Origin of the sequence: Phenylobacterium conjunctum (genome assembly GCF_042679085.1) — a bacterium.
Classification (GTDB): domain Bacteria; phylum Pseudomonadota; class Alphaproteobacteria; order Caulobacterales; family Caulobacteraceae; genus Phenylobacterium; species Phenylobacterium conjunctum.
This window is the reverse complement of the sequence record NZ_JBHTLQ010000040.1, coordinates 1-20,606: the sequence shown is the minus strand read 5'-3', so window position 1 is coordinate 20,606 and position 20,606 is coordinate 1. Positions and strand designations below refer to the sequence as shown.

At 58.1% G+C, this 20,606-nt stretch carries 14 protein-coding genes and 3 pseudogenes; 12 read left to right on the top strand and 5 right to left on the bottom strand.

What is annotated here, in order from left to right; translation table 11 throughout:
- Positions 1-305 precede the first annotated feature (305 nt).
- The 6 genes from ACFQ27_RS15520 (at position 306) to ACFQ27_RS15495 (ending at position 7,941) form a co-directional block, all read left to right on the top strand.
- Entirely contained in the window at positions 306-1,256 is a 951-nt protein-coding gene (locus ACFQ27_RS15520; protein ID WP_377354225.1) for a transglutaminase-like cysteine peptidase, read from the top strand.
- A gap of 39 nt (positions 1,257-1,295) precedes the next feature.
- Positions 1,296-2,636 (top strand): O-antigen ligase family protein, encoded by a 1,341-nt coding sequence (locus ACFQ27_RS15515; protein WP_377354224.1) that lies wholly within the window; start codon positions 1,296-1,298, stop codon positions 2,634-2,636.
- Positions 2,633-3,244, top strand: a complete 612-nt coding sequence (locus tag ACFQ27_RS15510) for a hypothetical protein (protein WP_377354223.1) — start codon at positions 2,633-2,635, stop codon at positions 3,242-3,244. The genes ACFQ27_RS15515 and ACFQ27_RS15510 overlap by 4 nt, the downstream gene beginning before the upstream one ends.
- Positions 3,245-3,560: 316 nt before the next feature.
- Entirely contained in the window at positions 3,561-4,163 is a 603-nt protein-coding gene (locus ACFQ27_RS15505; protein WP_377354222.1) for a hypothetical protein, read from the top strand.
- A gap of 96 nt (positions 4,164-4,259) precedes the next feature.
- The gene (locus tag ACFQ27_RS15500) at positions 4,260-5,579 is read left to right on the top strand and encodes an outer membrane beta-barrel protein (RefSeq protein ID WP_377354221.1); all 1,320 of its coding nucleotides are present in this window, start codon (positions 4,260-4,262) and stop codon (positions 5,577-5,579) included.
- A 112-nt stretch (positions 5,580-5,691) separates the two neighbouring features.
- On the top strand, positions 5,692-7,941 hold the full coding sequence (locus tag ACFQ27_RS15495) for a GumC family protein (protein ID WP_377354220.1): 2,250 nt from the start codon (positions 5,692-5,694) through the stop codon (positions 7,939-7,941).
- Between the two features lie 118 nt (positions 7,942-8,059).
- On the opposite strand, the pseudogene ACFQ27_RS15490 reads toward ACFQ27_RS15495, so the two are convergent.
- Positions 8,060-8,260, bottom strand: a pseudogene (locus ACFQ27_RS15490) (IS630 family transposase); the annotation flags it as partial.
- Positions 8,261-8,502: 242 nt separating this feature from the next.
- Here ACFQ27_RS15490 and ACFQ27_RS15485 point away from each other — a divergent pair.
- Positions 8,503-8,986: pseudogene (locus tag ACFQ27_RS15485) on the top strand (transposase); the annotation flags it as partial.
- Positions 8,987-9,105: 119 nt separating this feature from the next.
- On the opposite strand, the gene ACFQ27_RS15480 reads toward ACFQ27_RS15485, so the two are convergent.
- Positions 9,106-10,704, bottom strand: a complete 1,599-nt coding sequence (locus tag ACFQ27_RS15480; protein ID WP_377354219.1) for an arsenate reductase/protein-tyrosine-phosphatase family protein — start codon at positions 10,702-10,704, stop codon at positions 9,106-9,108.
- 61 nt (positions 10,705-10,765) lie between these two features.
- A complete protein-coding gene (locus tag ACFQ27_RS15475) occupies positions 10,766-11,887 on the bottom strand; it encodes a glycosyltransferase (RefSeq protein WP_377354218.1) in 1,122 nt (373 codons plus the stop codon).
- Positions 11,888-12,109: 222 nt separating this feature from the next.
- Between ACFQ27_RS15475 and ACFQ27_RS15470 the strand changes: the two genes are divergently transcribed.
- Genes ACFQ27_RS15470 through ACFQ27_RS15460 form a run of 3 tightly spaced genes read left to right on the top strand, consistent with a single transcriptional unit; the run spans position 12,110 to position 15,335 of the window.
- Entirely contained in the window at positions 12,110-13,423 is a 1,314-nt protein-coding gene (locus ACFQ27_RS15470) for a nucleotide sugar dehydrogenase (RefSeq protein ID WP_377354217.1), read from the top strand.
- Positions 13,424-13,437: 14 nt separating this feature from the next.
- On the top strand, positions 13,438-14,169 hold the full coding sequence (locus ACFQ27_RS15465) for a class I SAM-dependent DNA methyltransferase (RefSeq protein ID WP_377354216.1): 732 nt from the start codon (positions 13,438-13,440) through the stop codon (positions 14,167-14,169).
- Positions 14,169-15,335 carry a glycosyltransferase family 4 protein gene (locus tag ACFQ27_RS15460; RefSeq protein WP_377354215.1) on the top strand — a complete coding sequence of 389 codons (1,167 nt, stop codon included), beginning with the start codon at positions 14,169-14,171 and terminating at the stop codon, positions 15,333-15,335. The genes ACFQ27_RS15465 and ACFQ27_RS15460 overlap by 1 nt, the downstream gene beginning before the upstream one ends.
- Here ACFQ27_RS15460 and ACFQ27_RS15455 read toward each other — a convergent pair.
- Together ACFQ27_RS15455 and ACFQ27_RS15450 are read right to left on the bottom strand one after the other, a co-directional pair.
- On the bottom strand, positions 15,256-16,512 hold the full coding sequence (locus tag ACFQ27_RS15455; protein WP_377354242.1) for a VpsF family polysaccharide biosynthesis protein: 1,257 nt from the start codon (positions 16,510-16,512) through the stop codon (positions 15,256-15,258). The genes ACFQ27_RS15460 and ACFQ27_RS15455 overlap by 80 nt on opposite strands.
- 191 nt (positions 16,513-16,703) lie before the next feature.
- Complete coding sequence (locus ACFQ27_RS15450; protein WP_377354214.1) at positions 16,704-17,762, bottom strand: glycoside hydrolase family 5 protein; 1,059 nt, start codon at positions 17,760-17,762, stop codon at positions 16,704-16,706.
- 407 nt (positions 17,763-18,169) lie between these two features.
- Here ACFQ27_RS15450 and ACFQ27_RS15445 point away from each other — a divergent pair, with 407 nt between their 5' ends.
- Together ACFQ27_RS15445 and ACFQ27_RS15440 are read left to right on the top strand one after the other, a co-directional pair.
- On the top strand, positions 18,170-19,612 hold the full coding sequence (locus ACFQ27_RS15445; RefSeq protein WP_377354213.1) for an oligosaccharide flippase family protein: 1,443 nt from the start codon (positions 18,170-18,172) through the stop codon (positions 19,610-19,612).
- A 65-nt stretch (positions 19,613-19,677) separates the two neighbouring features.
- Positions 19,678-20,525, top strand: a pseudogene (locus ACFQ27_RS15440) (IS3 family transposase); the annotation flags it as partial.
- Positions 20,526-20,606 lie beyond the last annotated feature (81 nt).

The window sequence follows — 20,606 nt, the reverse complement described above, 5'->3', positions numbered from 1 at the left end:
TGCGCTGCAACACGGAATAGCAAGAACTCGGCCAAGTCGCCCCCTGGGCGCCGCCATAGCCATGTTCCGCAGAAAATCATCCATGACAATTTTGCTTAACCAAACATGAACTGCGCGTAAACGCGCAATTAATATCAACTCTTGATAAACTCTATCAATTCGCATTCAATAAACTACGTCGCTACAACGTTTATAAATAGCCTAAGCGTAGAAATACCCCAACAACACCAGAAAGGTGATCCGGGGTGTCTACTCGTTCTGCGCTATTCAAGCCTGCGCTTCTGCTGAGCCTGTCTGCGCCAAGCTTGGCTCTGGCCGGGATGCCTGGGCCGTCCACGCCCATGCCGTTGGGGCCGGCGACCTATGCGCCGCAAGGCTTCGTAGACTTCTGTCGGAAGCTCCCGAAGGAGTGTGCGCCCGCACTCCCCGCCGAGGCGACATATAATGAGACACCCGACCGCATCGCTGAGATCATCGCTCAGGTCCAGGGCGCGACCAGTTCCATTGGCTCTGGCGCGCCGGCGATCTCAGATCCAGCACCGGTCGCTCAAGATGACGCGCCGGTCAGCAGCTGGCTGCACAAGCGCCCGCTCAGGCTGATCCCCGACAGGATCACCGTGAGCTACGCGCAGATCGTCACGCTCACACCTGCGGTCGAAACGTCCCCCGCGCCGGCGGCCCCTGGAAGCGGTACGAGCGCGCGCATCGACATCTCGGAGACCATGACGGCGGTCGGCGCCTTGCGCAAAGCTGGCCTCGTGACGCGCACAGGCGCGCCCCTGCTGGCGGCCGGCCCGATCGCGCTCACGCCAAAGGTCTGGAAGCTGGTGGCGGCGACGAACGCCCAGGTGAACCGGGCGATCATCCGTCAGACCGACTGGCAGACCTATGGCGTCGAGGAGGACTGGAGCCTCCCGATTGAAGCCGGCGTGCGCTACGGCGACTGCGAGGATTACGCGCTGGAAAAGCGCCACGCCCTGATCAAGGCTGGCGTCCCACGCTCTGCGCTGTCCTTGGCGGTCGTCCTCACGCCCCGGGGCGAACGGCACGCCGTTCTGGTGCTCTCGACCGATCGCGGCGACTACGTCCTGGACAGCCTCAGCCCCTGGATCGTCCCCTGGCGGCAGTCCGGCTATCGATGGCTCGAACGGCAGGTCGCCGGGGCCCGCGACCATTGGGTGATGGTCGCGGATCCGGCCAATGGTGTGCAGCAGGCCAAGTCTAATGGCCGCGAGAGCTTGATCATCGCGCTCTAATCCGCTTGATCGGTCCCGAAGTAGCTGGGACCCAGGCGTATGGCGACGACAACAGGACGATCTCAGCGCGGCGACGTCGCCGCGACGACTTGGCGGCCGCCTGAAGGCTGGGGTCTCGCGCTACTCTGCAGCGCCCTGATCTATGGGGCGCATCTGAACTATGCGGGCCTAACTTACCAAAGCAGCCTGTTCCTGAGCCTGGCCGTTTGCCTGGTCCTATTGGGCGTTCTCGCCCTCCCAGCACGCCGCGCCGAGTTGAACGGCATGCGCGGCGTCCTCTGGCCGAGCGTCTGCTTCCTAGTCGTGGTCGCCGCCGCCCTCCTGTCGCTTACGCCTTTCGGTCCCGGCGGTCCGGCGCCGGTTTGGTCGTACATCGGCATGTCGCCAGGCTCCGTCACGATCAACCGCACGGCCACGATCATCGAGATCATCAAACTACTGGGTCTCGCGGCGATCTTTGCTCTGGGCGGGATCATGGGGGCGGGTGACGCTCGCGCCCGGACCACCTTAAACACCTTTGTTCTTGCCGGCGGCCTATTCGGCCTCTGGGCGATCATCACCCACGCCTCTGGCGGCAACGGTCACAGCACCAACCGGCTGGAAGCCAATTTCCTGGCCCCGAACACCGCGGGCGGCTTCTTCGGGCTCGTGGCGACAATGGCCGTTGGCGCCCTAGTCACCGCCTATCGAAGCAGCTCTAAGGACCGCCTCAGCCGCCTCGCCCCCTATGCCGCCACCCTGGCCGTCGCCCTGATCGCGCTGCTGATGTCCGGATCCCGAGGCGGCGCCATCGCGACTGTGATCGCCTTTGGCGCCTACCTGCTGTTCCAGATCTTCGCCGGCAAGGTGAGGGTCGGTCGGGCCCTGATCCTTGCCGCGATTGGCGGCGCAGTTGCGCTGGTCGCGGTCATTGTCGGGGGGGAAGTAATGATAAACCGAGCGCTCGAGGGCGGCGCCACCGCCGACGTGCGCGCCCACATGGGTGAAATCCACTTCAAGGCCTTTCAGGCTGCCCCGCTGATGGGCTACGGCCTCGGCACCTTTGACGCCATCAACCGCAGCGTCATGGACGCCCAGAATTTTGATGACCTCTGGGCCGTCCGCGCGACCCACAACGTCTACATCCAGTGGCTGGAAGAAGCCGGCCTCATCGGCGCCCTGCCAATGTTCGCCTGCATCGGCCTGATCCTGATCACCACTTATCGCCGGACCCTTGCCCGCTCGCGGATGACCAGCTTCCTTTTCGCGCTCCTGGCGGCCGACGCTTTGGTCCTGTTCCACGGCATCAGCGACTTCGACCTGCAGACCTATTCCTTCGCCCTGAACTGGTCCTTCCTGCTCGGGCTCCAGTACCGACTGTCCCTGGGAAGCCGCGCATGACCAGGAAGCTAGTTGCCCCGGCAGCGGCCCTCCTCGCACTGCTTGGTGCCAGCTCCGCGGGCCTGGGGCTTCATGAACTGGCGCGCGCCAGCCAGCCCGGGCAGCCTCCCCTCATCGTCCGCTTCGACACGTCCGAAGATGAACAGGCCAAAGCCGCCGTTCGCGCAGCCACTGCCGCCAGCCATGATTTCTCCAAGGCAAAGGCTCTCGTCCGCTCAGCGCTTGCCCAGAGCGCCTACAACACCGATGCGAGGCTGAGGCTGGTCTACATCGATACGGTGGAGCACGGCGCGCCGACGCCAGAAGGCCTGCAGCAACTTCGCCAATCCTATGACCTGGCGCCCTACGACCCGACGTCCGCCTCCTGGCGGACCAAGTTCGTCTTTGAGTTTTGGGACACCATGCCCACCGAAATCCGAAAGTCGGCGGTGGCCGAAGCGGGCGCCTTTTACAAGGCTGGCAGCCGCCGCGCCAATATGGCCCCGACCCTTAGCTCCATCGCCAACCCGAATGGAGCCAAGGCGGCGGCCGCATTAGTGAACGGGCGCAAGTTTGACATCGACGCCGCGTCACCCAGCCGCCCCTCCTCCACTGTCGTTGTTGAATAAGCAGGCCACTTCGAGATACCGGAGTTAGGTGAAAACTGTTACTCGTATCGTTATTCCCCAAATTCTACGGCGATCGGCAAGCCCAACAGCCTACGGCCAAGCTATGATCTGCGGCTCAGCCGCGCACGGCCTACGTTGTCGCCAAAATTCTTGTCATCCCAAGGTCACATATCCAGCATCGAATACTGGGTCCGGGAAAGATTTAGCGCCAGAAGGGAATCGACTTGCGTAGCCACTTGGCGTAATAGACTAAGAGCAGTCGGACATTGCTAGAACCGCGCTTGCAGCGCGAAACTGCGGATATCGGAGCCTCCTCATGAAATCCTCCAAGGAAATTCGCGCAAAGGTGCTGATCGCGGCGGCCGTGGCGTCGCTTGGCTTTGCGTTCGCGAGTGACGCGTCTGCGCAAACCCGCCAGGCGCCCCCCGGCGTCCCGCGCCCGCCCCGCCCTGACCGGGAACGGACTGCCCCCCGCCCCAGCGATGAGGAGACCTCCCCCCCGCGCAACGGCCTCAATCTCACCAAAGTCGCTAACACGTCCACGATTACCACCGCCGACCAAGTGAACACGCCGGAGGAACTGGCGGCCGCTCTCGCTGGCGCGGCTACAAAAAATGAAATGGTTCGCCTCCTCAACCTGGCTGCCCAGGCTGGCCTGAGCAAGGCGTCCGTAAAGACCGCCCTGGAATGGGCGAAGGATGTCCCCGGCGCCACGAGTGTCGCGACCATCACGCAGATCCAGACTGCAGTGAATAGCAATACTGCAGCTGATGGTCAGACGGTGACATTCTTCACGGCGTCGACCGCGACGGGGTCAACGCAATCTCTTGGCAACAACGCCCTCAATCAAGGCGTCACCAATCAACCCGGCGACAACAACCAGACGACCAACAACACAACTAGCATCTACGTGGGATAAGAGCCGCTGACGTTGTGACTTCGTCCTGTTGGGGGTCCTTCCGACCTCGCCGGGATGTGTTCCGAATAAAATTTCGATGCTGATGGGGATAAAAAAGTGAGCACCGAACGCAACTTCCTAATGGCGACCGCGGCGATCGCGCTTGTTACCGGCGCCGCTTCCGCGGCTCACGCGCAGGGATCCGCAATTGATCTCGGCGGCGAATCCGGGACAGCCGCTCGCAATTTTCAGCGCGATCGCAACATCGCCGTTCTGCAGCGACCCCGCCCAGATTACGACGCCGCCGGCGTCCGGATGGGATCTTTCCTCGCCTACCCGCGTCTCATGGTCGGTGTCGAGAGCAACGACAACATCTTCGCCCAGAAGACCAAGACCATCAGCGACACCGTCTGGCACGTCCAGCCCGAGTTGAGCCTAGCGTCTGACTGGAACCGCCATAGCCTGCTGGTCTACGCCCGCGGCGACCTGACTCGCTATTCCAAGAACGATTCGGAAAACACCGACGACTTCGGCCTCGGCGCCCGCGGCCGGATCGACGTGTCGCGCGACACGAACCTGACCGGCGGGGCCAGCTTCGACCGCTTGACCGAGCCGCGCACCTCCCCGAACGCGCCGGCGAACGCCAAGGAACCCACCAGCTTCGACCTGACGAAGGCCTATGTGGGCGCCACGCACGAGTTCAACCGCCTGAAGCTGGCCGGCAACTTCAACGTCGCCAAGTACAATTACGAAGACACGGCCACAGCCGCGAGCGGCCAGATCGACCAGGACTACCGCGACCGCACCGTCTCGGCTCTGACCGGCCGCGCGGATTACGCTGTCAGCCCGGACACCGCCCTCTTCGTGGAAGTGACCGGTAACCGCCGCGACTATCGCCAAGATCGCCCGGTGGTCGCCCTGACCCGTGACTCCGACGGCGTGAACGCCTATGTCGGTGCCAACTTCGAACTCGGCGCGGTCGCCCGCGGCGAAGTCGGGGTCGGCTACATGAAACAGAACTACAAGGACGCCAAGGTGAAGGACGTCGACGGCTTCGGCGCCCGCGCCAAGGTCGAATGGTTCCCGACCCAGATCACGACGGTCACCCTAAGCGGCAGCCGCGCGATCGAGGACAGCGCCTCGAACAAGATCGCCTCTTACGTCGCGAACCGCGCCGACCTCTCGGTTGACCACGAACTGCTGCGCAACGTCATCCTCTCGGCCAACGTGGGGACTGGCAAGGACGAGTATCAAGGCTCGACCCGCAAGGATAAGGTCGTGAACGCGGGCCTGCGCGGGACCTACTTGATCAACCGTCGCGTGGGCCTGACCGGCGCTTACTTCTATGAAAAGCGAGATACCGAAGGCCTCATCGCCGACCGGGGCGCCGAATATGAAGTCAACAAGGTCTCAGCCAGTCTGACTTTGCAGTTTTAAGCTTCCTCCGCCATCCCTGTGATGGCGCAGAAATTGAATGACCGCGGTTAGTGGTCTTGTAATGGGCCAGTCGCCATATGGCGCCTGGCCCTTATCTTGAGGTAGTAGGCGAATGAACCAGATCGGCCCCTCCCACGTCGGCGCAGAGTCCCTGGCAGAGGGTGGTCAGGCGTCTCCCCTTCCCGGCGCGGCTGGTCAGCTGGATCTCCGCCGTCTCTTCACAACATTCCGTCGTCGGCTGCGCCTCTTCGCTGCGGTCGCGCTCGTGGTCTTCGTGTCGGTGGTCGTGGTAACGCTGCAGACGCCGCCTCGCTACACCGCGACGGCCAACGTCCTGCTCGACACGCGGAAGGAGAAGGTGTCTGACGTTCAGGAAGTGCTTTCCGGCCTCCCCGCTGACTCCGCCACGGTCGATACCGAAGTCGAGGTCCTGAAGTCCCGGCAGCTCGCTGAGCGGGTGACCAAGGCTCTCAACCTCGAGTCCGACCCAGACTTCAATTCCCGTCTCCAGAAGCCTACCGGGTTGAAGGCCGCCGCGGGGGCCATCGGGACCCTCTTTGGAGCCAAGCCCCCCTCAGAAGTAGCGTTGAGCCCTCTTGCCGCCCAGAGGGCTCACGAGAAGGTCGTTGACAACGTACTCAAGGGCCTGTCGGTGAAGCGCTCCGGCCTGACCTACGTCATCAGCGTCTCCTACCAGTCTGGTGACCCGCAGAAGTCGGCGCTGATCGCCAACAAATTCGCAGAACTATACCTGCTTGAACAGCTTGAGGCGAAGTTTGACGCGACGCAGCAGGCAAGTCAGTGGCTCAACAGCCGCCTGGAAGAACTCCGCGGCCAGGTGCTCGCCGACGAGGCCGCGGTGCAGCAGTACAAGATAGCCAACAACCTCCTGAGCGCCGCGGGCACCTCGCTCACCGAACAAGAGATCTCCAGCTACAACCAGTCGCTGGCTCAAGCCCGGGCCCAGGTCGCCGAGGATAATGCGCGGCTCAACACCGCCAGAGCCCAACTCGCGCGAGGGTCTAACGGCGGCGACGTGGGCGAAGCCCTCGACTCGCCCGTCATCCAACAGCTGCGAGCTCAGCGCGCCACGGTCTCTGGTCAGGTCGCTGATCTGGCCGGCCGCTACGGCGATCGCCACCCGGAAATGCTGAAGGCCAAGCGCCAATTGTCCGACATCGACGCTCAGATCCAGCAAGAAATTCAGCGCATCGTCTCCAACCTGCAAGCCAAAGCCCAGGTCTCCCAACAGCGCGCCTCTGCCATCTCCGGCAGCCTGGGCGGCGCCCGCGGCACCCTCGCCACAAACAACCGTGCTCTTGTCCGCCTTAACGAACTTGAGCGCAACGCGGAAGCCTCCCGCACGCTCTATGAAAGCTATTTGAACCGCTTCAAGGAGACGAGCACACAGCAGGGCATCGAGCAATCTGATGCGCGCGTCGTCTCCAAGGCCAAGATCCCGGTGCGGCAGTCGGCGCCGAACGTGTCGCTGAACTTGGCCCTGGGGCTCCTGCTCGCCGTGGGTGCCGGTATTGCTGCTGTAGTTATCGCTGAACTCCTCGACGCTGGCCTCGCGACGGCGGAAGATGTGGAGCGCCGCCTCGACGCGGCCTACCTCGGCGCAATTCCCCTTCTCAACTCCGTTGCGGAAGAGCGGTCTATCGCCCCGATCGACTACATTGTGTCGAAGCCACTATCGAGCTTTGCAGAGTCGTTCCGCAGCTTGCGCGCGTCGATCTCCTACTCCCGCCTCGGCGAACCGGTCCGCGTCGTCGCAATCACCTCCGCTCTGCCAGGCGAAGGCAAAACCACAACTTCAGTCTGCCTCGCTCGCTCTTCTGCCATACAGGGCCTGAAGACCATCATCGTAGACTGCGATCTTCGTCGCCGGACAGTTAATCGCCTGCTGCAGGCGGAGCCCACAATCGGGCTCTTGGAGGTGCTCAGTGGCGAAGCAACGGTCGACCAGGCCATTACTTCTGATGAGGTGAGCGGCGCGGCCATCCTACCACTGGCCAAAACTGGATTTACCCCCAAAGACGTCTTCGGAACTGCGGCGATGGACCGGCTAATCACTGAACTGCGCGATCGGTACGACCTCGTGATTCTTGACACCGCCCCGCTCCTGCCAATCGCCGATACCCGCGTCCTAGCCCCCAAGGCGGACGTGGTTGTGTTTCTAGCCCGTTGGCGAAAGACGCCTCAACATGCAGTTGAGGCAGCCTTCAGGCTTCTGGCGGGAACTGGTGCGCATCTCGGCGGCGTAGCTCTGACCCAGATGGACATGAAGCAACAATCAAAGTATGGTTATGGCGATCCTGGATACTATTACGCTGAGTACAAGAAATACTACGTAAGCTAATCGCTTGTTTTAAATCTTCGAACTACAACACCGGAAACCAAATAATTTCCACCCAAGTCATCTCAAATTTCTGCAAGCTCGCGCTGCAGCTGGGGGCCGCTACTTAGTCTAGATCGGCGTGTTTCTTGATCAGGCCAGAACGCCGGTCACCGCCAAGCGCCCCTGGCCGCACGTCGCCGGCCTTTAAGGACATACCGCGCCAGCAGATCTCGCTCGCCGCGCTCACCCCAAACTGCACCGCGGTGCCTCGACACGACAGCCCCCCCGCAATGGCCGCCAGAACGCCTTCTCGAAGACCAACCGACAGCGCCTTGCTCAGCTGTGCCGGCCTCCATCACCAGCGCGGATCTTGAATCAGAACCCACGCACCTTGGGAATCCCAAACGACTCAGTCAGGTCGCGGAATACTCCAGCCTGGGCCGAGGATCATCAAGTTGTCTGGCTTTACATCGCGCAGAGCAAGCCCACGCAGAATGGCTTTGCGGAGTCCTTCAACGATCTGACCTGCCCCTGAGAAGTTCCTCCAGTTGGAGCGAGAGTCCGTCCCCTGATAGGACGGACATGAAGCGAGCGAGATTTACCGAGGAGCGGATCATCGGGATCCTTCGGGAGAACGAGGCTTGAGCGAAGGCGGGTGAGTTGGCCCGCAAGCACGGCGTGTCGGAGGGCACGAACTACGCCTGGAAGGCCAAGTTCGGCGGGATGAGCGTGTCAGAGGCGCAGCGCCTGCGAACACTGGAGGATGAGAACGCCAAGCTGAAGCAGCTGTTGGCGGACGCCATGTTCGACAAGGCCGCCTTGCAGGAGTTGCTTTCAAGAAATGGTAGGGCCCGCGGCTCATCGCGAGGGCGTGGCGCATCTCCAGGCTGTTCTGGTGATCAGCCAGCGGCGGGCCCGCGCAGTCGTCCAAGCGGACCGCAACATGTTTCGCTATCAGTCTCGGCGTCCACCGGACACCGACCTGCGAGAGCGTCTTCCCAGCCTGGCTGCGGAGCGCCGGCGGCTTGGCTGCCGGCGGCTGTTCGTGCTGCTGCGGCGCGAGGGGTAGGCTTAAGGGAAGAACCGCATCTACCGCGAGGAAAGGGGTAACAATAGCCGAGACTCTAGTCCCCGCTGAATGACATCTCAGGGGAAGTCAAAGTCAGAGGTCACCTCCAGGACGAACTAGAGCTTCGCTCCAAGTGCTTGATATTTAGTCAGAAGTTCATAGATCCGCTGATAGCAGCTTTGGAATTCCGCCTCGCCCCCCCCGTAAGGATCGGCAATAATGCCGTCTAAGTAGGACGTCTTTGGAAGCGCCTCTGGGTGATTCACCCTTAGCCAAGCCATCTGTTCGGGATCGAAAACAACGATCCGATCTGCGCGTCCCAACAACTCAGCTGAAACGACCTGGGATCGATGCAACTCCATATCTAGCCCTAAACCGAAACGCCCCGCAGCAAGCACGGCGTCATCTGGAGCACATCGACCACCGACTGGGAATGTACCCGCCGAGACAACTTGTAGTTCCGGGGAGAGCGCTTTCATCGCCGCGGCTGCGAACGGGCTCCTGCAGATATTGCCCTTGCACAAAAACAAAATTGAGCTGGGTCGCGGAAGTCCCAAACTTCTCGACTTTGGCGGGATGGGGCGAAATTTTTCCAATTTCATCAAAGCCAAGTTGGCAATTTCACGCATACCTGGCCGCCAATCATCCCTCACAAATGTGTCGACGGCGTCACGCCCGAAAATCAGAGGTAGAAATTGGAAAATACTTCTCAATCGGCCTATCTTTACGAGGTAACTGTTATTGCGATCTGCCTTCCAGTTTTCTCGAAACCACCTAATATCTTGCAATAAGTTTCGGGCCGTCCGCCCTACATCATAGCTTTCGTCGAATGACGAAACATTATTAACTTGCATTTCGTAAAGGTACCGCGGGAAATCAGCGCCCGAAACAAGCGCCAATGGCAACGACCCCCAAAAACGCGCATTAATTTCTACGAATATCCATTCATCTTTCGAGCGTTGCTTAAATTCCACCATCATCACACCAGAATAATTGAGAGCGGCTGAAATTTTCGAAGCAGCATCCCGCAATTCCGGCTGAATTTTGACGCTTCGTCGGTAACTAGAACCGCTGCCATGGGGGGCCTCGTGAAGCCTCTCGTGCTGAAAAGCCACCAAGATCGCGCCATCACGGCACAAGACTTCCAGACCTACACCACGCCCGGAGAAATATGATTGAACCGCGATCGGTCCGTCCGAGAGCATCTCCTTTGCAAAGGCGTCCGCCTCCTCAACGCTAAACGCATGCCGAACTGAACGCCTCGTAGTCACCGATCCTCCAAGCTGGAATGAGGACGCCGGCTTCAAGACGCACGGAATCGGAACCCCCCCCGGGATGTAATCATCCTGCTTAAGCAGCCTAATCCAGGGGGGAACGGAAATTCCGAGGTTCCCCGCAAGCTCCGCACTCAACTGTTTGTCGTTCGCAATCCTGAAGGATTCATCGGACGGAATGGCCAACCGGGCGACCCGCTCCAGGCGGACACGTCGAAGCATCAACGGAAGAAGTTCAAGGTCACCAGAGGGGATCACCAGATCGTAACTGGTTTCGCGCAGATGAGTCTCAAGGAAGTCACACCAGTCAACCCGATGTAACGGTAGCGGCAAATCAACCCACTTGGCCACGTAGCGAGACGACGCAGGGATAGCCCCCTTCTCGCACCAAGCCAAATCGACCTCTATTCCTGCACGCCCGAGCGATCGAACGATCGACAAGGTCGACCTTGCTTCGCCTCCGAGAACTAATACTCGTCGGAAGACTGGTCCCTTGTCCAATTTAGGAATGCCCTACCACAGCAGCTACCAACCCACGACAGAGTGCCTCGTATTCAGCCGCCACCCTCTCTATCGAGAAATACTCCGCCCGTTCCCGTAACCGCCCCTTATCAGGCATGGGCTCCGACAATACTCTCAAAATTGCGTCAGCTAGCGCTGCAACATCTCCTACTGGGATGAGGGTCCCAAACTCGCCATCTCCTAAGACCTCTCGGGTTCCGCCAGCATCAGTTGAAATCACCGGAACTCCGGCAGCCATAGCTTGGACCAGCACAATGCCAAATGACTCCACATCTGATGGCAACACGAAGATGTCAGCCTGCTCCATGTACGTCATGATATCTGATTGGAAGCCAACTAAGTGCACCCGGTCGGCTATGTCCAGCGATTCAGAGAGGGCCCTCAGCGCATCAAGCTCCGGGCCCTGTCCCGCGATCAGAAGATCCCCATCATAAGCATCTCCCAGCCGCGCAAAAGCCTCGATAAGCAAACGATGGTTCTTATGCCGAGTTAAACTTCCCGCGCTAAATATAAAACGACGCCCATGGACAGGAGACTGACCTGCATTCTGGATATGAACGCCATTGTATATCACAACAAATTTCGAACTCGAAGCACCAGCACATCTCAGTGATTTCAACAAATCAGCCGACACGGAGACATTTGCATGCGATATCCGAGACAGGATCGCCACTATCGATTGAGCAAATCTGCTTCTAACTCCGCGGATCGAACCGAAATATCCATGCCACGTATTGATAACCTTGACGCGTCTGCCGCTCACCAGGAGCATCAGATCGGCAACTAGATTTGCCACAGGCAGGGCCGAGATCACGACCTGAGCCCCTCGCCGTCGCGCGATCCTGGATAGTGCCCAGGCCGCTCGAACTACCCCCACACGCCCGATCACCTCAACTGGCACTCGCACATCAAATAGGTCTCGATCTGGACCGGTTTGGTCCACCACAATCGCGACCCCATGGCCCCGCGCCATCAATGCGCCCGCGATCTGCGTCATCATCAACTCGGCGCCGCCGGCCGTGAATTGTGGGATATAGACCAAAATATTCACAGAACTCGGGCCCGCCTCATAATTTGCCAGCACATTGAGAACTTTAAGCAATTTCCTGGGGCGCACAACATGCAAGAGCCAACCCAACGCTGCACCGTCCCCAAACTAGGCGGGTCCGACACGCCGAATTTGAGCATTCTGCCAATCAACGCTCGCCGACATTCAGGACGGGCCTGGCTGCTATTTTGCCATTCAGGCAGTATTAATGCGTAAATTATTTCCGCTATAATCCTCACTTGTCGTCAGGATAAAATTTTTCCGAGGTACGTTCCTATGAGAGTAAGTGTCTTCGGCATTGGTTATGTTGGAGCCGTTTCAGCCGCGTGCCTAGCACGGGATGGGCACCACGTCGTCGCTGTGGACGTTAATCCGGTGAAGATTGATGCCATACAACAGGGACGCTCGCCGATTGTTGAACACGGGCTAGAAGATCTAATTTCGCGCCACTTTCAGCTTGGAAACCTTACCGCAACATCCGATATTGAACGAGCCATTCACGAAACCGAACTATCTCTGATTTGTGTGGGCACACCATCAAACAGCAACGGCTCGTTGGATGTTACCCACCTTATGCGTGTTAGTGAGCAGATTGGCAGTGTAATCGCCTCGAAGAATGGCCGCCACACCGTTATATTTCGATCAACAATGCTTCCCGGCACTATGACTGGAGCTGTAGTGCCCGCGCTCGAGCGGCACTCAGGAAAGACTGCCGGAACTGATTTTGGCGTTGGCTACTATCCCGAATTCCTAAGAGAAGGCAGCGCAATACTCGATTACGACAACCCCGGAGCGACTGTATTTGGCGCTTTGGATGCCCAAACGCTCTCGAGCATGAAAATGCTGCAACCCGCACTTCCGATTACGCCATCTGAAGTTGATCTCGACATGGCTGAGACCATCAAGTATTTCAATAATGCGTGGCACGCACTCAAAATTAGTTTCGCCAACGAAGTTGGCAATATTTGCTCAGCGCTGAATGTCGATGGACATAAGGCAATGGAAATTCTTTGCGCAGATACTAGACTTAACATTTCTTCGGCGTATCTGAAGCCGGGTTTCGCTTTCGGCGGCTCCTGTCTCCCGAAGGACCTGAGAGCGCTACGTTTTCGGGCGCGGGAATTGGAAGTTGATACGCCATTACTTGATGGAATTTATCACGCCAATACAGTCCAGATGGAACGTGCGTTTAAAATTGTGACCGAGTCAGAAAATCGGAAGATTGGGATCATCGGGCTCAGCTTCAAGCCCGACACAGATGATCTTCGCGAAAGCCCTCAAGTCATACTGGCGGAACGACTTCTCGGTAAAGGATACTCCATTACAATATTTGATCCGAATATACGACTCTCAAAATTGACCGGTGCAAACTTGGACTATGTAAACCATCATCTGCCGCACATCGCAGGCATGCTGCGAGAAAGCCTCGATGAGGTGCTTGCCTCAAGCGACACAGTCATATTGGCACACAGGCAACTCGGCGAAGCCGTTCTCACCTCTGAGGGCGCCAGTGGAAAGCACATCATCGACCTAGTGCGCGTAAATCTGGGCTTACGGTCCGGAGGGTCGTACCAAGGTTTGTGCTGGTAACAGAGGGCATCGAAATGGCGCAAAGCCAATCCAACGACAATCCCGAAATCGGCGCTGTCGCGTTCCATACCAGTATTGCCGATGAATTTGGCGCCTCCTACAGAGAGGATCCCAATCGCCTCGACCGGATCGTGATTTGGCGGACGTATTTAGCAAGATACGTTTCGCACGCGGTGCTGGCATATGATTTGGGTTGCGGCCCTGCAGTTTTGACGTGCGAAGTGGCCAAGCGGGCGGACAAAGTCATCGCTATCGATGGGTCCGCCGGCATGCTGGAAGTCGCGAAGCGTACAATTGAGACTGCCGGGGTGTCCAACGTTACATTCGAGCAGCAGCTTTTACCGTTTACACCTGGCGAGGATCATCCGCCGGCATCTTGCGTTATTTCCTCGAGTGTCATCGAATATCTTGAAGATCTCGACGAGGCGTTTCAATTTGTTCGGAAATTAATAAGCCCAGACGGTGTGTTTATCTTTTCCCTTTCGAACAAGCTTTCCATTAGCCGAAAGTTGGTTCGATTATTTCACAGAGTGACAGGGCGTCCGCGTTATTTCGGTCACGTTAAGCATTTCGTTACAGTCCACGAAATTACCAAGCGCCTTGAGGCGGCGAAATTTGTCTGTGTTGAGCATGAATATTTCGGTGGTGCTGATCGATTGAACACCGCGCTTTCGAAATTCATGCCTCGGAACCGCTCTACAAACATGATTCTGTTTGTTGCTCGGCCCGTCAGTCAAGAATCGTGATGAAGGGCATCAAGGGCAAGGCTCGCGTCCTACTGGTCGGCCCGCTCCCGCCCACCAAAGGCGGCATGACGACCTTTATGTTGAATCTGATGAGGTCACACCTAGCTGACGAATTTGAGTTCATTGGATTTACTACATCCCGCCCCCCAAAGCCTAATGCGGTCGACAATTGGGGCTACCGGGCTATCTTCAGCGGGGGCATCAAGCGCGCTGCATCCGGGATCCTAGTAACCCTAGGTCACCTGTTAAAATTTCCAGCCGTTGTGTTGGCGAGGCGTATTGAAGTTATTCAAATCCAGTCACCCGACTACCAGGCATTTTGGGAGGCATGCATATACGCGCTCATGGCTCGGGCCCTTGGCGTACCCACAATCATGAGGATCGGGGGCGCATTCGACGCCTTCGTGGGACAATCAGGGCCAGCCGCACGTTGGATGGTCCGCCAGGCGCTGAATTTGCCACAGATAGTGATCGCACAATCCGCACTCTCACAGGACTACATAGTCGCCGCAGGCCGGAGGGGACGGATTATAATCGTCCCTAATTGGGTGCAGCAACCAACCCAGTTGCCGCCGTTTGCAACACCAACGGAACCACCGGTATTTCTATTTATCGCGGGGACCGATGCTCGTAGAAAGGGCATTGAAGACGTGATTGGTGCGGCAACTATTCTCGCGGCTGAAGGATCTCCTGCTCGGTTTCAGCTCGTCGCAATGCCGCAAATTCTTCAGGATCGGGTTGCTGAGCTGGCTTTGAGCAACATCCTAGCCGTTGAAGGGTTTCTCGAGCATGAGGCAATATTTGAGAGAATGCGGTGCGCGACAGCATTACTGCTCCCCTCCTATGGTGAGGGATTTCCCAATTCGCTGATCGAAGCAATGGCCGTGGGCACCCCTGCCATCGTCACCCCCGTCGGGGCTATTCCGGAAATTGTGAGGGATGGGGGCGCAATCACCGTGCCGGTAGCAGATCGACGCGCTTTGGCAGACGCTGCCCATCGAATTGCCACGGACAAAGAGTTGCGTTCCAGGTTGTCATCCGAGGCAGTGGATATCATCGTTCATAACTACACTGCCCACAAGGCCCTCACCGTGCTCGAGGCGAGCTACCGGAGTTTAATCGCTGCGCGAAGCCAGCAGAACGAAACGCCCCGGACCGACTCCTAACCGAACGCGAGGCTGGCGGCGCTTCTAAACTGGAGCTGGCTCCCGGTGCGGTAACAAGGATGGTCATAAAGTATAGGAGTACGGGCGTCTTCGAAACGAGGGCGTTATTCGACAGCCCAACAAGCACAAATACTGTCGCGGAAATCCAGGCCAATGGAGGACGGGTTCGTAGGATCACATACATCGACCAAAGTACACCGGCCAAAAAAATCCCGCCGATGATCGCCCCGAACATAAAAATTAGGAATACGAAAGGGTTTTCAACGAGCTGGTTTAGGACAGAATTCGCATAGCTAGTCAGAAGTTCGTTTCCTGCGCCAATTAGGAACGACTTTGTGTCTATGTACTTGAGAATTACGAAATTATCTACGCGTGTTTTGGCGCTCACGTCATAGATCGAGCTGGAAAATCGGTAGGCTAAGCCGCTTGATGCGCCAATGATAAGAAAGATCGGCAACACAATTAGGCCTAGGATAATCTGGAAATTGACCGCTTCACCGGCGCGCGCTTGACGGATCTGTTCCCGTTGGGCGGCGGCGATATAGGCGGCGGCCAGCCCAGCCAGTACAAACAATGACGCAAATCGCGCCCCAGAGACGAAAGTGGCTGCGGCAAAGATGCCGGCGATTGCCATGCGCTCAAGCAATGGACGGTTCAACAGAAATACCAATGGCACCAGGGAAGCATAATAGAGGCCATTGACCAGCGGGTGATTCAGGATGCCAAATGGCCTCGGGTCTCTAAGAAGATTACGACGAGCTACGAACGGCGTGTGTGTAACGAACTCGATAAGCAATATTCCTGCGTTGATCATCATAGATAGGAGCAAGACCGAAAATAGTCGTTTGCGCTGTCTAGCTGTAAGTCGACTCAACGCAAACAGCCCGAGGGCTGCGGCAATCTCAGCGTCAAGCAAAAACCCGACCGCAAGCGTTTTTCCGCCTGCGAGGGCCCAGAGACCACAAATTGCTGACGTTCCGAATAGGATTGTTGCGCTCGCCACCAACGGTTTCTGGCCAAGAGCATGCGGTAGCGGCGTGGCGAACAAAGCAGCGCACCCCAATAGGTACGTTCCGGGGTGAATCTTGATCAATACCCCCCCCCCGCTTAGATCGTAGCTATAGAATAGGTCCAGAAAATTTGCCGGGACAAACAACCTAACCAATATAGCAACCACAAGGATTACGTAGTTGGGGCTCAAATCAGCTCTAAGTTTCAATTCGGAGACCCATCACGTTATGTCGAATAATTTACGCGGCCATTGAGCCAGCTACGATTCGAAGCCCGAGGACTGAAAGCTACGATACGGGTCGTTTCCATTCCGTAACGGCGAGGACACTCAAATTTTCACCCCGCCGCGACCACACTCTAATTCTTGGCATTCAGCGACGGCACCCGCATCCCAAGTGACCGTAGCACGCCCGGATCCATTGTCTCAGCAGGCCATTCATTCGTGAGAGTCATTCTGACTGGACCGGAATAGCACCATAGCGCCCAAGCGAAGCTGCGTTGCTCTGCCGCCAAACGCACACTCCTCAACCACCTTTCCGCGTCCGGGGCAGGAGCCCCCGCCCCCGCTCCAACCGAACGGTTCACCCCGAACTCCCCCAGGAAGATCCGGTCCAGCGCCAGCCCGTGCTTATTCGCCCAGCTTTCGACGCGTCCGAAATCGGAGCGGATCGTTTCTTCGCCTTCCTGCGTGAAATAGTACTGTCGCAGCTCGCTGGTGGTTCTAACGACCGCTCTACGCGCATCCACCGCGCCAATATTCCCGTCCCTAAGCACCGCGCTCGTTGTCCCTTCAACAGCTTTGGCAAAGTCATTCCGCCTCGGAGGCCAAGTGACATTTGTGAAATAGCGACGTCCAGCGGAGGTGGCTTGATGGGTGAAGATCATAGGATCGTAGTAATGAAAGCTAAAAAGTGCGTTCGAACCCCGATATGGACCAGGGTCTAGATTCAAAAGTCCCTCCACCCCGCCACCCATTGATCCAGTCACTATGATCGGGATTAAACTGGACACCCTCCTCACCTCTGTATGGGCCTGGATTTGAATGGCATCCCATACTCCCGACCTTGGTGGATAGGCAGCCGGCTCATTCAATAGTTCCAATGCGACCACGCCAGGCGGAAAGCTGGACAATAGTCGCGCCATATCACCAACGGTTTGAAAGTATTCCATCACGACAGGTTGGTTCACTCCACCAATATAATCCTTACCGCGGTACCCCGGAATTCTCTCGTTTGGATGAAGGTCCAAAACAACCTTCAAGTCAGCCGCCACGAAACGGCCAATGATCTTCCGCAATTCGGCAATTGCGTCGTCCCTCTTAGATCCCACTGTTCTCAGAAATAGATCAGGCGCCACCGCTAACCGCACGAAATCGAAACCGACTTGACGAAGGCGCAATATTTCGTTGGGCGCCATTTTCTGATTCTGACCTGAAAATGGCGGCCAAACATACTGAGGCAGAGGCCCTCCATCAAGTACGAGGCCGGACGCCAGGTGATATATACTTATCCCGCGTGTAAATCTCTTGAACGGCGCGATGCGACGGCTAAACGTCAAAGCCGCTCCATGGACTGCCGAGACTCCAGCGCCAAGCACTATGTCTCTACGGTGAGGCCGATTAGCCTGGACGCCCTGCGATGCATGCTCGGCAATCATTTCTTTAGGTGCCGCAACCCCGGGGTGCAGATTGTGTCGCCACGCCATTGACGGCCAAGATTCGTCGTGAACCCATCCAGTAGGGCTGGTGATACGCTCTCGCCTCCTCTATTTTGCAGATGCATTGATATCAACCCAAAGGTCGCCTCGAGTAGGCAAGGTATTTTATGAAACTTGTCCTTGCATATGGGGTCGGCACCTTTGTGCCCCGATTTTGCGCATTGCTTGCAATATTTGTATACTCTCGGTTGCTTACGGTAAACGATTTTGGACTTTATGTGCTCGCTATAGCGATTGGCGAATTTAGCGATCAGGTCACATCAAATTGGTTTAGAGTGGGCTTTTTGCGCTTTTACCACCCCGGTCGCATTGCTGATGGCCCTTACAACCTAAATTCCCTTTTTAAGTTCTATGCCTATTGTACGCTTGTCGGAACGGCATTGGTTTGGCCAATTTCCTTCATTATGGTCCGTACCCATACAAACTGGGTCGCCTTTGCTGGCGCGACTTCGCTGTACGTGGTGGGGAATGGTGCCGTAGCGGCATGCGTGAACGTCTTTCGTGGCGAGGGGCGCGCGTTCGCTTTTGCGGCGATGGAGATGCTTCGCCCCTTAGGGGCCCTGGCCGCCGGCGTTACCGCCACTGTGCTTCTTGTTCCTACATTTCGCACCTGCGCGTATTTCGGATTCGGCTGCCACGCTGCAATTGGCCTTACGGTACTGGCCCGCATTTGGCCGGCTCGAGGCCAAGGCGCTTCCACCAAAGGGTGGGTTACAGAGATAGTTCACTATGCGTGGCCGCTATTTTTCAGTTGCCTCCTGATAGCGCTGTTGAACATCAGCGATCGGTCGCAATTGCAGTGGCTGCTTGGACCCAACGCCGTAGCATTGTACGCGGCGGCTTATGCCGTCGGCCGGCAGCCCATTGATGTCCTCCTGAATGCAATCAATGTGGGCTCATTCACCGAGTTGGTGAAAGCATTTGACGCAGACGGTCCCACGGCAGGCGCGGCAATGTTGGGGAAGCACATCACGATCCTGCTTGGCCTTGGTCTCCCCGCGGTTGCAGGAGTGGCTGCTTTGGCTGCGCCGATTGTGCACACCCTCTTCGACGACCGGTATTGGCAAGCGGCCCCTCCCCTCGTTCCGCTCGCAGCTGGCATGGCTCTGCTGGCCGGGTTGAAAAGTTTCGGCTTCGACCAAGCATATTACATGCTACGGCGGACAGGTGTCCAGGTTGTCACATTACTAGTTGGCGCTGCTTTGGGAATTGTAGCGGGATTTTTATTGGTACGATCGATGGGTTTGGTCGGCGCTGCTTATGGCGCGATCCTCGGCAATCTATCGGCACTCGTGGTTTCAGGGTTTATAGTTTATAAACTGCTTCCCCCACACCTCATCTGGAGCGACATTGTTAAGATCCTATTTTCCGTAACGCTAATGGTTCTCGCTCTTCACGCATATCCTGTCGCAAACTTCGATCTTTGGTCACTTGCGGGTGCCGTCGCTGTCGGCGCGGGCACGTATTTACTCTCCCTCGTCATGCTGGATACGTTAGGAGCACACCGGCTGGTTCGTAGGCTTGCGGGATCAAGATTCCGCACCAGCTAGCGGCTGACCTGCCCCCTTCCTGATCCCTCGATTTGAGTGAGAGTCCGTCACCCAAGGAGACGGACGTGAAGAAGAGCAGGTTCAACGAGGCGCAGATCATCGGCGTGCTGCGGGAGCAGGAGGCCGGGAGCCCGACGGCGGAGGTGTGCCGCCGGCACGGGATCAGCGAGCAGACCTTCTACCGCTGGAAGGCGAAGTACAGCGGCATGAGCGTGTCGGACGCCCAGAAGCTTAGAGCCCTGGAGGACGAGAACCGGCGGCTGAAGAAGCTGCTGGCGGAGTCGATGCTGGATGTGTCGGCGCTGAAGGACCTTCTGGGAAAAAACTGATCGGGCCTGCAGCGCGCCGGGAGGCTGTGCTTCGTCTGATGGCGGAGCGCGGCTTCTCGCAGCGGCGCGCCTGCGGGCTGGTCCAGGTCGATCCGAAGACGGTGCGTCGCGTGGCCCAGCCGGGCGACGCGGAGGTGCGTGAGCGGCTGCGTGGCCTGGCGGCGGAGCGACGCCGCTTCGGCTACCGGCGGCTGGGCATCCTGCTCGAACGTGAAGGCGTCAGCATGAACAAGAAGAAGCTCTTCCGGCTCTACCGCGAGGAGGGCCTGGCCGTGCGCCGTCGACGCGGCCGCAAGCGCGCGACCGGCACGCGGGCGCCGATGGCGCTGCCAGACGGCCCCAACCAGCGCTGGAGCCTGGACTTCGTGGCGGACAGCCTGTCCTGGGGCCGGCGCTTCCGGATCCTGTGCATCGTCGACGACTTCACTCGCGAGGCCCTGGCGCTGGTCGTGGACACCTCGATCGGCGGCCATCGCATGGCCCGCGAACTGGACGCTCTGATCGCCCGGCGGGGCCGGCCCCTCACCATCGTCAGCGACAACGGAACCGAGATGACCAGCCGGGCGATGCTGGAATGGACCAACCGCAGGGACTGTCAGGAATTTCGTGTGTGGGCGGGCGGTTGAACATATTTAGGCGGCGGCCTTGTTGAACCGGTCTCCGAA

What these genes read in the sequence shown, in the direction of transcription:
- ACFQ27_RS15515 (WP_377354224.1), top strand. Translation starts at nt 1,296, where the DNA reads ATGGCGACGACAACAGGACGATCTCAGCGCGGCGACGTCGCCGCGACG.
- ACFQ27_RS15470 (WP_377354217.1), top strand. Translation starts at nt 12,110, where the DNA reads ATGAGAGTAAGTGTCTTCGGCATTGGTTATGTTGGAGCCGTTTCAGCC.
- ACFQ27_RS15465 (WP_377354216.1), top strand. Translation starts at nt 13,438, where the DNA reads ATGGCGCAAAGCCAATCCAACGACAATCCCGAAATCGGCGCTGTCGCG.
- ACFQ27_RS15510 (WP_377354223.1), top strand. Translation starts at nt 2,633, where the DNA reads ATGACCAGGAAGCTAGTTGCCCCGGCAGCGGCCCTCCTCGCACTGCTT.
- ACFQ27_RS15505 (WP_377354222.1), top strand. Translation starts at nt 3,561, where the DNA reads ATGAAATCCTCCAAGGAAATTCGCGCAAAGGTGCTGATCGCGGCGGCC.
- ACFQ27_RS15445 (WP_377354213.1), top strand. Translation starts at nt 18,170, where the DNA reads ATGAAACTTGTCCTTGCATATGGGGTCGGCACCTTTGTGCCCCGATTT.
- ACFQ27_RS15495 (WP_377354220.1), top strand. Translation starts at nt 5,692, where the DNA reads ATGAACCAGATCGGCCCCTCCCACGTCGGCGCAGAGTCCCTGGCAGAG.
- ACFQ27_RS15460 (WP_377354215.1), top strand. Translation starts at nt 14,169, where the DNA reads ATGAAGGGCATCAAGGGCAAGGCTCGCGTCCTACTGGTCGGCCCGCTC.
- ACFQ27_RS15450 (WP_377354214.1), bottom strand. Translation starts at nt 17,762, where the DNA reads ATGGCGCCCAACGAAATATTGCGCCTTCGTCAAGTCGGTTTCGATTTC.